Origin of the sequence: Streptomyces scopuliridis (assembly GCF_042790125.1) — a bacterium.
GTDB lineage: Bacteria > Actinomycetota > Actinomycetes > Streptomycetales > Streptomycetaceae > Streptomyces > Streptomyces scopuliridis_A.
Genome location: NZ_JBHTZS010000002.1, coordinates 426,280 through 439,879, shown reverse-complemented (window position 1 = coordinate 439,879; position 13,600 = coordinate 426,280). Strand labels below are relative to the sequence as shown.

At 70.9% G+C, this 13,600-nt stretch carries 11 protein-coding genes; 2 read left to right on the top strand and 9 right to left on the bottom strand.

The features are described 5' to 3' along the window. The first annotated feature begins 5 nt into the window (after positions 1-5). Complete coding sequence (locus tag ACFRKB_RS04200; protein WP_383103125.1) at positions 6-836, top strand: transglutaminase family protein; 831 nt, start codon at positions 6-8, stop codon at positions 834-836. A gap of 124 nt (positions 837-960) precedes the next feature. Here the strand turns inward: ACFRKB_RS04200 and ACFRKB_RS04195 are convergent, their stop codons facing one another. The 4 genes from ACFRKB_RS04195 to ACFRKB_RS04180 all read right to left on the bottom strand — a co-directional run bounded on the left by ACFRKB_RS04195 (position 961) and on the right by ACFRKB_RS04180 (position 5,067). Beyond that, positions 961-3,177: a hypothetical protein gene (locus ACFRKB_RS04195; protein WP_383103123.1), complete on the bottom strand. Its 2,217-nt coding sequence runs from the start codon at positions 3,175-3,177 to the stop codon at positions 961-963. Positions 3,178-3,372: 195 nt separating this feature from the next. Continuing rightward, on the bottom strand, positions 3,373-3,783 hold the full coding sequence (locus tag ACFRKB_RS04190; RefSeq protein WP_383103121.1) for a DUF6113 family protein: 411 nt from the start codon (positions 3,781-3,783) through the stop codon (positions 3,373-3,375). Continuing rightward, positions 3,780-4,730, bottom strand: coding sequence for an N-acetyl-1-D-myo-inositol-2-amino-2-deoxy-alpha-D-glucopyranoside deacetylase (mshB, locus tag ACFRKB_RS04185; RefSeq protein WP_383103119.1), 951 nt, complete (start codon positions 4,728-4,730; stop codon positions 3,780-3,782). Before mshB ends, ACFRKB_RS04190 begins: the two co-directional genes overlap by 4 nt. A 142-nt stretch (positions 4,731-4,872) precedes the next feature. Continuing rightward, complete coding sequence (locus ACFRKB_RS04180) at positions 4,873-5,067, bottom strand: hypothetical protein (RefSeq protein ID WP_030352924.1); 195 nt, start codon at positions 5,065-5,067, stop codon at positions 4,873-4,875. 165 nt (positions 5,068-5,232) lie between these two features. Here ACFRKB_RS04180 and ACFRKB_RS04175 point away from each other — a divergent pair, with 165 nt between their 5' ends. Beyond that, positions 5,233-7,470, top strand: a complete 2,238-nt coding sequence (locus ACFRKB_RS04175; protein ID WP_383103117.1) for a prolyl oligopeptidase family serine peptidase — start codon at positions 5,233-5,235, stop codon at positions 7,468-7,470. Between the two features lie 190 nt (positions 7,471-7,660). Here ACFRKB_RS04175 and ACFRKB_RS04170 read toward each other — a convergent pair whose 3' ends face one another. The 5 genes from ACFRKB_RS04170 to ACFRKB_RS04150 are packed head-to-tail and all read right to left on the bottom strand — an operon-like array spanning position 7,661 to position 13,338. Then, a complete protein-coding gene (locus tag ACFRKB_RS04170; RefSeq protein ID WP_383103116.1) occupies positions 7,661-8,713 on the bottom strand; it encodes an ABC transporter ATP-binding protein in 1,053 nt (350 codons plus the stop codon). Continuing rightward, positions 8,706-9,698 (bottom strand): ABC transporter ATP-binding protein, encoded by a 993-nt coding sequence (locus tag ACFRKB_RS04165; RefSeq protein WP_383103114.1) that lies wholly within the window; start codon positions 9,696-9,698, stop codon positions 8,706-8,708. Before ACFRKB_RS04165 ends, ACFRKB_RS04170 begins: the two co-directional genes overlap by 8 nt. Before the next feature lie 12 nt (positions 9,699-9,710). Further along, positions 9,711-10,751 (bottom strand): ABC transporter permease, encoded by a 1,041-nt coding sequence (locus tag ACFRKB_RS04160; RefSeq protein WP_383103112.1) that lies wholly within the window; start codon positions 10,749-10,751, stop codon positions 9,711-9,713. Further along, positions 10,744-11,667 (bottom strand): ABC transporter permease, encoded by a 924-nt coding sequence (locus ACFRKB_RS04155; protein WP_383103110.1) that lies wholly within the window; start codon positions 11,665-11,667, stop codon positions 10,744-10,746. Before ACFRKB_RS04155 ends, ACFRKB_RS04160 begins: the two co-directional genes overlap by 8 nt. A 45-nt stretch (positions 11,668-11,712) precedes the next feature. Continuing rightward, entirely contained in the window at positions 11,713-13,338 is a 1,626-nt protein-coding gene (locus tag ACFRKB_RS04150; protein ID WP_383103109.1) for a peptide ABC transporter substrate-binding protein, read from the bottom strand. Positions 13,339-13,600 lie beyond the last annotated feature (262 nt).

Below are 13,600 nucleotides of genomic sequence, written 5' to 3'. Positions count from 1 at the left end.
CCGATATGGGACCGGAATCCGAGGACGTGCGCAAGCGGTTCGCCGAGGAAGCCCGCGCGGACCGTCCCGACCTGGCCACGCTCTGTCTGCTGGTGGGGGCGGAAGCCGATCCCGCCCTGGGCGAGGCCGGTGTCGACGCGGCCCAGGCCGAGCTGGACCGGCTGGCCGGGCTGCTGCCCTTCGGGGTTCTCGGCGCCCGCGCCTGGGCGGTCGCGCTGGCGGAGCTGCTGGGCGAGCGGTGCGGTTTCGAGGGCTCCCCGGCGGAGTACCACCGGCTGGACTCCTCGCTGCTGCCCGTGGTGCTGCGGCGCAGGCGCGGGCTGCCCATCCTGCTCTCCGTGGTGTGGATCGAGGTCGCGCGCCGGGCGGGCGCGCCGGTGTACGGCGTGGCCCTGCCCGGCCATTTCGTGGTCGGCTTCGGCGATCCCGGGGAGCGCGTCCTCGCCGATCCCTTCGGCGGTGGCCGGCTGCTGACGGGCGCGGACGCGGAGCTGCTGGTGACCGGCACGACGGGCGAGGCGCTCGTACCGGCCATGCTCGCGCCCGCCGACCCGCTCGACATCGTCCTGCGCGTCCTGAACAACATCCGCGCCTGGGCCGCGCCCCGCCCGGAGCGCACCGATGTGTCGCTGTGGGCGGTCGAGCTGTCCCTGCTGCTGCCCTCGCATCCGGCCAGGCTCCGCTACGACCGCGCTCAACTGCTCGTACAGCGCGGGGAGTTCAGCCGGGGAGCGGCGGAGATGGACGAGTACGCGCGGGTGGTGGACGCGGTGGAGCCGTCGACGGCGGAGGCGATCCGGCGCAAGGCTCGGGCGGCGCGGGCGATGCTGAACTGACGGCCGTCCCGGGGATGACATCCCTCATCCCCGGGACCCGAGAGAGGCCGGCTGAGCGGCCTAGGGCGTGTTGCGAAAGTCCCGCCTGGCCTGCGGGCGGACGGCGCTACTTTCGCAACACGCCCTAGCTCGGGTTCAGATTGATCGTCTGGGTGCGCTCCTCGACGGTCTTGCCGCGCAGCGCCGTCTGCATGGCCTGCGCCACATCGGCGGAGGAGACGGGGTACTGCTTGCCGTCGCCCTTCGTGATCGTGATGCCGTCGAAGACGCCTTCCAGCAGCTGGTCGATGGCGTTCCTGTCGTAGACCTCGACGAGCTTTCCGTCGACGGCCTTCATGGAGAGGATCTTGGGCAGCGACTTCGCGGGACCGAACTGGATCTGCTTGCCGCCCGCCTTGATGGTGACGAGGTCGGACATCGCGGGCTTGGCGAACTCGTTCATCGCCCGGTCCAGCTCGGCCTGACCGACGGTCGGCTCACGGGTGACGACAGGCAGCTCCACGTTGTTGGTCTTGCCCGTCTGGACCTGGGCGCGGTAGGCGTCCCGGGTCGAGATGATCGAGTGGTTGACGTCCAGCGCCTCGCCGGCCTTGCCGGGTACGGCGACGGCCTTGCCCGGCTCGAACGTGATCGTGCCCTCGCTCGCCGAACCCGCGGTGCCCGCCAGATCGGTGAGCGCGGCGGTCAGCTTCTCGTCGTCGACGGGGATCACCGGCTGGGCGACCCGGGCCCGGCCGAAGAGCGAGCCGATCACCGACACCGGGTTGTAGTCGCTGCCGGCCGCGTTGCGGACGGTGGCCTGGCTGTCGAAGCTGAGTCCCGCCTTGTCCGGGGTGAGCTCCTCCGTCTTGCCGCCGATGCTGAGCCGCAGTGGCGCCGAGGCCCGCTCGCCGAGGGTGGCGTCGAGCTTGTTGACCGCTTCGTCACGGGTGCCGCCGATGTCGACGCCGAGGACCGTGGTGCCCTTGGGCACATCGGAGCGGTTCATCAGCAGGCCGGCGCCGTAGAGGCCGCCCGCGGCCACGACGACCAGGACGCCGAGGAGCGTGAGCTTGGAGCGGCCCTTCTTGGCGGGCGGGGCCGACGGCGTGGCGGTACGCGCGGGAGCCGGGGCCGTGCCCGAGGGCGGGCCGCCCTGAGAGGAGCCGACCGGGCCGGGGAAGTCCGGGGCCGAGAAGTCGTCCTGGCCGAGCGCGCCGGGGCCGTGCGCACCAGGGGCGTGTGCGCCGGGGCCGTCGGGCCTGGGGCCGAGGCCGGAGTGCGGACCGCCCTGCGGGCCCGGGCCGGGGAACGGCGAGCGGTGCTCCGCCGGCACCACGGGGATTCCGCTGGTCAGCGTGTCCCCCGAGACATGACCGGCGGGTCCGGGCCCGGGTGCCGGCTGCTGCGGTGTCAGTTCGGCGGTGTCGTCGGACATCCGCGGCGGACCGGCCTGGCCCCCGCCCGGCGGGGTGCTCAGGGACGACGGCGGGGTGCCGAGCGACGCGCCGCCGGTGGCCGGACCGCTGGTCGGGCCGCTGGGCCCGCCTCCGGGCGGCCGGATACCGAGCGCCGGAGTGGTGGGGCCGCCCGACGTGAAGTCCGTACCGGAACCGCCGGGCGCGAAGCCGTTGGACCCCGGACCGTGAGAGCCCGGCCCTTGCGGGCCGGAACTCTGCGGACCGATGCCCGGAAGACCGGAACCCTGCGGACCGGAAGCCTGGGACCCGGAGCTCTGGGAACCGGCGCCGGACGCGAGATCGCTGAGCGCGCTGCGCGGAGCGCCGCCGTTCTGCGACTGCCCGCCGCCCGGGTAGTACGGCGACTCCGAGGAGCCGCTCTCGGACGGCCGCGGAACGGTGGTGCCCGAGCCGGCGGCGGCGCCGGCGCCGAGACCCGCGGTCATCCCCGCGGCCGTGCCGGTGCCCGATGTCGCCGACTTGCGTGGCGCGAACCAGTCGCTCGTGGATCTGTCCTCGGCCTGCGGCTCCTCCGCCGCCTCGGCCTCTCCGGCGTCGGCGGGGTCCTGGGACGCGTCGGGCCTGGGGATGCCGCCCGTACGTTCGGCGACGGGGACACCCCGGCCGTCGGTGCTGTCGGCGTCACCCATGGGGGTACGCATCACGACGGGCGGGATCGGTCGCGAGCCGGGGATGTTGATCCGGATACGCGTGGTCAGCGTGGTCTCGGTTCTGGGCTCGTCCGGCTGCGGAGCGGGCGCGGTTTCCGTCTCCTCCGGAGCGTTCTGCTGGGGGTGCAGCGACGGATACTGGCGGGATCCGTACGGCGGTGTCCCCGAGGGGTACGCGGCTCCGCCGCGCCCCTGGGGCCCGGAGGACGAACTGTCAGTTTCACGACTCAAAGCAGGTTCTCCCGGTTGGCTCCGCCGCCCGTTCTTACTGGTACGAAACTGTTCAGGTTCCCCATGCCGGAGGCGGGGGGAAGGCCCGGAGCGCGCACCACCATACTGGCCTCGGCAGACAGACACCCGACGGCCGTACGAAGCGATGCTCCGCCGACCGTACGGACACGGTCAATTCAGCAGCAGCCGGGCGCGTCACTTCTCAAGTCGGGCGGACTTCGGGCCCGGTTGCGGCAACCGCGACATCGTGGCACACATCACAGCCACCAACATGCCGCCCAGCAGATAGACCAGCGGTCCGATGCCCGCGGCGAAGATCGCGTCACCCTCGGGGCGGCCCAGGCTGAGGAAGATGGCCGCGAGCAGCCAGCCTGCCGCGGGCGCCCCCACGCCGAGTTGGGTGCGGGTGAGATACAGCCCGCCGAAGAAGAGCCCGGCCGTGGCGAGCAGGGCGAGCAGCAGTCCGCCGGGAGGCCAGCCGCCCTGGACGAGCGAGCCCGCCGTACCGACGAGCACACCGAGAACGAACAGCGAGAGATATGTGGCGATACGCCCGGGTCTGGGGCGACTCGCGAACATTCCGCCGAACTGCCCTTGCCCGCTCATCCGTTCGCCCCGTTCACACCGTTCGCGCCGTTCACACCGTTCGCGCCGTCAACCTGGACAACCCCCGCGACTCCCGCGAAGAGATCGTTCTCACGTTCACCGGCGGGCGCCCCGGACGCGCCGTGCACCAACTGGTAGTACTCGGCGGCGAAGATCGGCTGCCCCAGATCGTTGGAGAGCGCGAAGAAGGGCCCGTCCACGGCGATTTGGGTGACATGGGCGCGCATCGCCGCCGCCTTGCGCTCCCTGTACGGGGCGCCGTCGATCGCGGCGGTGATCTCCGCGTCGTCGACCACGCCCGGAATGTCGTCGATCGCGGCGACACCGGGGAAGTCGGCCCCGGCCGCCCGCAGCCGGGCGAAACCCTCTTCGGCGACCGAGCGCGGTACGCGGTTCCAGTAGATCTTGTCGATGGCGTGCGGGGCACCGAGGCCGGGCCGGAAACCGGGCTCGGCGGCCAGGGCGGCGCCGCGCATCGCGACGCGATGGGCCTTGATGTGGTCGGGGTGGCCGTAACCGCCGTACGGGTCGTAGGTGACGAGCACCTGCGGACGCACCTCCCGGATCACCTCGACGAGGTACGCGGCGGCGCCGTCGACGGGGGTGCGCCAGAAGGCGCCCTCGCGGTCGTTCTGCGCCAGGCCCATCATCCCGGAGTCCCGGAACCTGCCGGGGCCGCCGAGGAAGCGGTGGTCGGTGACGTCCAGTTCCCTCATCGCCGCGGCGAGTTCACCGATGCGATGAGCCCCGAGGCGGTCCTCGCGGTCGGCCGCGAGATGGGCGAGCTCGGGCGGGATGACCTCTCCCTCCTCACCGAGGGTGCAGGTCACCAGCGTGACCAGGGCGCCCTCGGCCGCGTACTTGGCCATGGTGGCGCCGTTGTTGATCGACTCGTCGTCCGGGTGCGCGTGCACCAGCAGCAGACGGCGGGCGGGTAGATCGGTCATGGGGACAGCCTACGAGCAGGCCCCCGGAACCCCTCGGCCAGTGGGCGAAGACGGCGGCCGAGGGGCGACGGGAAGGGGGCGGTGCCGGATATGCCCGGACTTCAGGGCTTGGTGAGGTTGACCGAAAGGGAGCGGAAGATGGCTAGAATTTGATCCCGCCGATCATCCCTGCCACATTCGTGGTCAGTTCGCTGATGGTGGGAGCGATGGATGAACTGGCGATGTAGAAGCCGAGCAACATGCAGACCACCGCGTGTCCGGCCTTCAGTCCGGATTTCCGGACCAGCAGGAAGACGACGATCGCCAGCAGCACCACCGCCGAAATCGAGAGTGCCACGGCGGTTCACCTCCATAAATATTCAGTCGGAAAATCGCAGCATGCATGTGCCCGGCAGATTCATACCCACCAAACGCTACGGATCATAACTATCCGTGCGGACGCATTGATCGGTGCACGGCAGCACACTGGGGGCGCACGCCCCTCGCCCAGTAGGTTCGTTCCATGACCTTGAGGCAGCAGCTCTCGTTCCCGCGCCAGCACGCCAGGACTCAGCGCTTCACCCTCGGCGCCCCACGCGCGTTCACGGTGTCTCCCGACGGCACGCGGGTGGCCTTCCTGCGGTCCGCCTCGGGCACGGACCGGGTGAACAGCCTCTGGGTACTGGATCTTGAGGACTCCGCCACCGGGCCCGCCACCGGGCCCGCCGCCGGTTCCGCCGCCGGTTCCGGTGAGGCGCGCGAGCGCATCGCCGCGGATCCGGCCGTACTCCTCGGCGGCGCCGCCGAGCGGCTCTCCCCCGAGGAGCGGGCCCGGCGCGAGCGGAGCCGTGAGGGCTCGGGCGGCATCGTCGGCTACGCGCTCGACGGCGCGGGGCAGTTGGCCGCGTTCGCGCTCTCCGGGCGGCTGTTCGCGGCCGAGCTGCTCGCCGGGACGACCCGCGAACTGCCCGTACAGGGACCGGTGATCGACCCGCGGCCCTCGCCGGACGGACGCCATGTCGCGTACGTGGCCGACGGCGCCCTCCGCGTGATCGGCGCGGACGGGGAGCGCGACCGCGAGCTGGCGGGGCGCTCGGCGGCCGAGGGCGAGGACATCGGCTACGGACTGGCGGAGTTCATCGCCGCCGAGGAGATGAGCCGCACCCGCGGTTACTGGTGGTCCCCCGAGTCCGACCGGCTGCTGGTCGCGCGCGTCGATACGGCCCAGGTGCGGCGCTGGTGGATCTCGGATCCCGCGCACCCGGAGCGGGAGCCCGTGAAGGTCGCCTATCCGGCGGCCGGCACGCCCAACGCGGACGTACGGCTGTTCCTCGTCGGCCTGGAGGGGCCGGGCGGTACCGAGGGCGCGGACGCGGCGGAGAGGCCCGCCGGGGCGCGTACGGAGGTCGTCTGGGACCGCGCCCGCTACCCGTATCTGGCGCGGGTGCACTGGTCGGCCGCGGGCGCGCCCCTGCTGCTCGTCCAGAGCCGTGACCAGCGCGGCCAGCTGTATCTGGCGGTGGACACGGCGACCGGCGCGACCAGGACCGTGCACCGGGACGAGGATCCCGCCTGGCTGGAGCTCTTCGCCGAGCTGCCCGCCTGGGCGCCGGACGGACGGCTGGTACGGATCGCCGACGAGGGCGGCGCGCGGGTCCTGATGGTCGGCGACCGGCCGCTGACCGGGCCGCAGTTGCACGTCCGGGCCGTGCTGGACATCGGCGAGCACGATGTCCTCGTCTCGGCGTCGGCCGGCGAGGCGGCGGCCGGTCCCGAGACCGGCGAGATCCATGTGTACCGGGTCAGCGAGCTGGGCGTCGAGCGGCTCTCGGAGGGCGCCGGGGTGCACTCCGCCGTCCGCACCGGCGAGGTGACCGTACTGGTCTCGGCCGGGCCCGACACCTCAGGAGCGTCCGCGCAGGTGCTCAGGGACGGCAAGCGCGTCGCCGCGGTCGCCTCGTACGCCGAGCGGCCGGTGCTCACCGCGCGGCCGGTGCTGACCGAGGCGGGCGCGCACCGGATTCCGTGCGCCGTGCTGCTCCCGGCCGGCTACCAGGAGTCCGACGGCCCGCTCCCGGTCCTGCTGGACCCCTACGGGGGCCCGCACGGGCAGCGCGTGGTGGCCGCGCAGAACGCGTATCTCACCTCGCAGTGGTTCGCCGACCAGGGGTTCGCCGTGATCGTCGCCGACGGCCGTGGCACTCCGGGCCGTTCGCCGGCCTGGGAGAAGGCGGTCAAGCAGAATCTGCTGCTCAGCCTGGACGACCAGATCGAGGCGCTGCACGCCCTCGCCGAGCGGTTCCCGCTCGATCTGGGGCGGGTGGCGATGCGCGGCTGGTCCTTCGGCGGCTATCTCGCCGGGCTCGCGGTCCTGCGCCGCCCGGATGTCTTCCACGCGGCGGTCTCCGGCGCTCCGGTCACCGATCTGCGGCTCTACGACACCCACTACCAGGAGCGGTACTTCGGCGGCGGCCCGCAGGAGGTGCCCGAGGTCTACGCCAGGCACTCACTGGTCACGGACGACGGGCTCTCGGCGCCGGAGAGTCCGGCGCGGCCTCTGATGATCATCCATGGGCTCGCGGACGACAATGTGGTCGTGGCACACACCCTCAGGCTCTCCGCGGCCCTGCTCGCGGCGGGACGGCCCCATGAAGTGCTGCCGCTCACTGGCGTGACCCATATGACACCGCAGGAAGAAGTGGCCGAGAATCTGCTGCTGCTCCAGGTCGACTTCCTCAAGAGGTCCCTGGGCATGAGCTGACGCGCGCACGTCCCGAGCCGGGCACGCCCTGAGCCGGGCACGCCCCGAGCACGGGCGACCGGCCGGGACCCTGGGAGTCCCGGCCGGTCTACGGCACCCGCACGGCCGTACGCTGTCCAGCGTGACGCGTTCGTATATCGGTGACGGGTCCGCCAAGTTGCCTGCGTGTTAACGAAATTGATGTGCTTTATTACGTTCCGTCCTCCACGCGCCCGCCTCCGACGGGCACGATCCGCCGCTCCTCCGCGAAGTGGCAGGCGGAAGGGTGCGCGGCGGGCCCCTGCCGCCCCCGGAAGACCTCCGGGACCGCCAGTTCGGGTACTTCCACCTCGCACCGCTCCCGCGCCTTCCAGCAGCGCGTACGGAATCGGCAGCCGGACGGGGGATTCGCCGGGGACGGCACCTCACCGGTCAGGATGATCCGGTCGCGGTGCTCGCGCGCCGTGGGGTCGGGCAGCGGCACGGCCGAGAGCAGCGCCTGGGTGTACGGATGCGTGGGGTGCTCGTAGATCTCCTCGTCCGAGCCGATCTCGGCCAGCCGCCCCAGGTACATCACGCCGACCCGGTCGGAGATGTGCCGGACGATCGACAGATCGTGCGCGATGAAGATGTACGAGAGGCCGAACTCGTCCTGGAGCCGTTCCATCAGATTGATGACCTGCGCCTGGACCGAGACGTCGAGGGCCGAGACCGGCTCGTCGGCGACGATGATCTCGGGCCGGAGCGCCAGCCCCCGGGCGATGCCGATGCGCTGGCGCTGGCCGCCCGAGAACTGGTGCGGATAGCGGTTGATGTACTCCGGATTGAGGCCGACCACGTCCAGCAGCTCCCGGACCCTGCGCCGCCGGTCGCCCTTCGGCGCCACCTCGGGGTGGATCTCGTACGGCTCCCCGATGATGTCGCCCACGGTCATCCGGGGGTTGAGCGAGGTGTACGGGTCCTGGAACACCATCTGGATGTTGCGGCGCACCGCCTTCAGCGCGCGGCCCGACAGCCGGGTGATGTCCTCGCCCTTGTACCGGATCGCGCCGGATGTCGGCCGCTCCAGGTTCACCACCAGCTTCGCGACGGTCGACTTGCCGCAGCCCGATTCCCCGACGATGCCGAGGGTCTCGCCGCGGGCCAGCGCGAAGGAGACCCCGTCGACCGCCCGTACCGCCCCGATCTGCTTCTTGAACAGGATGCCGCGGGTCAGCGGATAGTGCTTGACCAGATCACGTACGTCCAGGACGGGTTCAGCCATGGAGCGTCTCCTCCCAGAAGTAGCAGGCGCTGCGGCGCCCCTCGCCCGGTCCGTCGGCCGCCGCGACCTCGAAGAGCGGCGGCACCTCCGTACGGCACACGTCCTGGGCCATCGGACAGCGGGGGTTGAAGGCGCAGCCCGGCGGGATACGCAGCAGATTCGGCGGCAGGCCCCTGATCGCGTACAGCTCCCGGCCCTTCCGGTCCAGCCGCGGGATCGACCGGAGCAGACCATGGGTGTACGGGTGGGCGGGCGCCCGGTAGATCTCGTGCACCGGGGCGGTCTCCACGATCCGGCCCGCGTACATCACCGCGATCCGGTCGGCGACATCGGCGACGACCCCGAGGTCGTGGGTGATCAGGATCAGCCCCATGTTGTACTCGCGCTGCAACTCCGCCAGCAGGTCCATGACCTGGGCCTGGACGGTCACATCCAGCGCGGTGGTCGGCTCGTCCGCGATGATCAGCGAGGGCTCCAGCGCGAGCGCCATCGCGATCATGATGCGCTGGCGCATCCCGCCGGAGAACTGGTGCGGATAGTCGTCGACGCGTTCCCTCGCCGCCGGGATCCTGACCCGGTCCATCAGCTCGACGGCCTTCGCCCGTGCCTGTGTGCGGGACATCCCCCGGTGCACGACGAACATCTCGCCGAGCTGGGCGCCGACGGTGAGCACGGGGTTGAGCGAGGAGAGCGCGTCCTGGAAGATCATCGCCATCTCGGCGCCCCGGATCCTGCGCCGCTGCTCCTCCTTGAGCCGTAGCAGATCCCGCCCCCGGAAGAGCACCTGACCGCCGGTGATCCGGCCGGGCGGCATGTCGAGGATTCCCATGACCGCCTGCGCGGTGACGGACTTCCCGGAGCCCGACTCGCCCAGTACGGCCAGGGTCTCGCCGGCGTCGACCGCGTAGCTGACGCCGTTGACGGCCCTGGCGACCCCGTCCCGGGTGTGGAACTCCACGCGCAGATCGCGCACTTCGAGCAACATGGGGCGGGCTCCTCAGCGCAGCTTGGGGTCGAGGGCGTCGCGTACCGCGTCGCCGAGCATGATGAACGCGAGCACGGTGATCGCCAGCGCGCCGGCCGGCCAGAGCAGCATGTGCGGGGAGTTGCGGATGTACGGCGAGGCGTCGGAGATGTCGATGCCCCACGAGACGGTCGGCGGTTTGAGGCCCACGCCGAGATACGAGAGGGTCGCCTCCAGCGCGATGAACGTACCGAGCGCGATGGTCGCCACGACGATCACCGGCGCGACGGCGTTGGGCAGGATGTGCCGCAGCATCATCCGGGAGCTGGAGGCGCCGAGCGCCCGCGCCGCCTGCACGAAGTCGTTCTGTTTGACGGTGATGACGGAGCCGCGCGCGATCCGGGAGATCTGCGGCCAGCCGAGCAGCACCATGAAGCCGATCACCGGCCAGACGGTGGAGCTGGTCACCACGGACAGCAGCACCAGACCGCCGAGGACCACCGGGATACCGAAGAAGATATCGGTGATCCGGGAGAGGATCGCGTCCCAGGATCCGCCGAAGAAGCCGGCCAGTCCGCCGAGGACCGAGCCGACGACCGCGACCCCGAGGCTGGCGAGGACGCCGACGACCACCGAGGTCCTGGCGCCGTAGACGGTACGGGTGTAGACGTCGCAGCCCTGCCCGTTGAAGCCGAAGGGGTGGCCGGGCCGGGAGCCGTCCTGGGCCCTGGCCAGATCGCAGGAGAGCGGGTTGCCGCTGGTGATCAGCGACGGCCAGATCGAGATGATCACCAGAAAGACGATGACGAGCCCCGAGAGGACGAAGACGGGGTTACGGCGCAGATCGCGCCACGCGTCCGACCAGAGGCTGCGCGGCCGGCCCCTGGCCTCGCCGCCGGTGCCGCCGGATCCGCCTGATCCGCCGTCGAGTCCGCCGCCGGGTCCGCCGGGTTCTCCCGGGCGCTGCTCCAGGGTGCCTCCCTCGCTGGTGGCGAGGTCCATCCCGGCACCGGCCCCGGTCGCCGCGATGGCTCCGCCGTTGTCGTCGGGGCGTCGGGACTGCGGCTCAGGCATAGCGGATCCTCGGGTCGAGAACGGCGTACAGAAGGTCGACCAGCAGATTCGCCACCAGGAAGACGATGACCAGCACGGTCACGAAGCCGACGACGGTCTGGGTGTTCTGGCGCAGGATGCCCTGGTAGAGCTGGAATCCGACGCCATGGATATTGAAGATCCGCTCGGTGACGATCGCGCCGCCCATCAGCGCGCCGATGTCCGTACCGATGAACGTGACCACCGGGATCAGTGAGTTGCGCAGCAGATGCCGGGTGATCACCCGGTGTCGGGGCAGGCCCTTGGCGACGGCGGTACGGACATAGTCGGAGCGGGCGTTCTCGGCGATCGAGGTCCGGGTCAGCCGGGTGACGTACGCCAGGGAGACGGACGCGAGCACCAGCCCCGGCAGGATCAGCTCGTCGAACGGGGCCGCGGGCGACACCGACGGCCTGATGAGCTGCCAGTTCACGCCGAACACCAGCTGCGCCAGCAGCCCGGTGACGAAGGTCGGTACGGCGATGACCACCAGCGTCAGCAGCAGTACGGAGGTGTCGACCGGGCGGCCCCGGCGCAGCCCGGTGACCACACCGAAGATGATCCCGATGATGATCTCGAAGACGATGGCCACGATCGTCAGCCGGATGGTGACCGGGAACGCCGAGGCCATCAGGTCGATGACCTTCTGGCCGTTGAAGGCGGTGCCGAAGTCGCCGGAGAAGACATGTCCCATATAGGTGAGGTACTGCTGCCACACCGGCTGATCGAGGCCGAACTCCTGGCGCAGCCGGGCCTCGGTGGCCGGATCGCACTGCCGCTCCCCGCAGAGGCCCGCGATGGGGTCGCCCATCACATTGACCATCAGGAAGATCAGCAGGGTGGCGCCGATGAAGACGGGGATCATCTGCAGCAGACGCCGGATCACATAACGTCCCATGGAGGGCTCCGGGTTCGTGGGAGGGGCGTGGGGCGGCCCCGGGCGTCAGCTGACCCTGATCTCGTTGTAGACCGGGACGCTGAAGGGGTTCAGGGCGACATGGGAGACCCGGTCCGAGTAGCCGGCGCTGCCGTTCTGGTACCAGAGCGGGATGGCCGCCATCCGGTCCCGTACGACGCCCTCCGCCCGCTGGAACGTACGGATCGCCGACTTCGTGTCGGGGTCGGCGTTGGCCTCGTTGATGAGCCGGTCGAACCGGGGGTCGCTCCATTTGCCGTCGTTGGACGAGGCGTTGGTGTAGTAGAGCGGCTGGAGGAAGTTCTGGATCAGCGGGTAGTCCATCTGCCAGCCCGCCCGGAACGGCCCCCGCAGCTTGCGCTGGCCGAGCCGGTTGCGGAAGTCCGCGAAGGTCCCGACCGGACTGCCGACGCACGCCTTGTCGTTGCCCAGCGCGTTGTTGATGCTGTTGCAGACCGCGTCGACCCACTCCTTGTGGGAGCCGGTGTCCGCGTTGTACGTGATCGTCAGCCGGCCGTGCGGGATGCCTCCGCCCCGCCGGATCAGCTGTTTCGCCGCGGCGGCGTCGTAGTCGCAGGCCCTGCCGCAGAGCCCCGCCCGATAGCCGCCGTCCGCGCCGAGGACCGGGGAGGTCCAGTCGGTCGCCGGGGTGCGGGTGTTGCGGAAGATGGTGTCGGTGATCTGCTTGCGGTTGATCGCCATGGAGAGCCCGGTGCGTACCTTGGCGGCCCCCGGGGTGTTCCATTCCTTGTCGTAGTACGGGAAGGCGAGGGTCTGGATGATGCCGGCCGGGCTGTTGATGTACCGGCCGCTGAGATCGGAGCGCACGTTCTTGAGCTGTGAGGCGGGCACGTCGTCGACCAGATCGAGGTTTCCCGCGACCAGATCGGTATAGGCGGTGTTGTTGTCGGTGTAGACCACGAGATCCACACCGCCGTTGCGCGGCCGGTCGGCGCCCGGGTACCCCTTCCACGTACGCAGGGACATCTGGGAGCCCTTGGTGTAGTTCTCCACCGTGTACGGGCCGTTGCCGACCGGCTTGGCGAGCCAGGCGGCGTGCTGGTCGTAGAACGCCCTGGGCAGCGGGGCGAACGCCGCGTACCCGAGGGTGTCCGGCCAGGTGGAGAAGCGCTGCGAGAGCGTGACGGTGAACGTCCGGGGCCCGGTGACCTTCAGCCCCGACAGCGTCCGCGCGGTGGGGTGTCCCGACTCCGGGTGGACCTTGTCGTATCCGTCGATGTACTGGAAGAAGTAGGCGTTCTTCTGGTTGTTGTCGAGGTACGCCCCGTAGTTCCAGGCGTCCACGAAGGACTTCGCGGTCACCTGCTCGCCGTCGCTGAAGGTCCAGCCGTCCTTGACGGTGACGGTGAAGCGGGTCGAGTCCGACGTGTCGATCTTCTCGGCGAGCGCGTTCTCGGCCTTGCCGGTCTTCGGGTTGTACCGCTTGAGCCCCCGGAAGATCATGTCGAGGACCTTGCCGCCCTGGACCTCATTGGTGTTCGCGGGCTCCAGCGGATTCTGCGGATCACCCCAGGAGGAACGCACCACGCCGTTGGGCCCGCCGATGACATCTGACGCCCCGCCACAGCCCGACGCGGCGAGGACGACAGCCGCCGCGCAGGCGGCCCGTCCCGCGTGTGCCGCTCCTCGCATGGACGCGCCTCCTCGGGGTCTGTGGCATTGCTCAGACCAAGATCGGACCATCACGGGACGGTCCGCACACCCGGCCCACCCATATGGGCGAAGGAGAACGGAAAAATCACCAGCCTCAGTGAGGGTTCGCCACCACGCGGAGCGGGGGGGGGGGCGCGGGGGGGGGGGGGGGGCGGGGCCCCCGCCCCCGCCGGGCGGGGACGAGCGGGTAGGCAAAGACCCCCCCGGGGCGCGGCCCACCCAACCCCCCCCAGCAGCACCC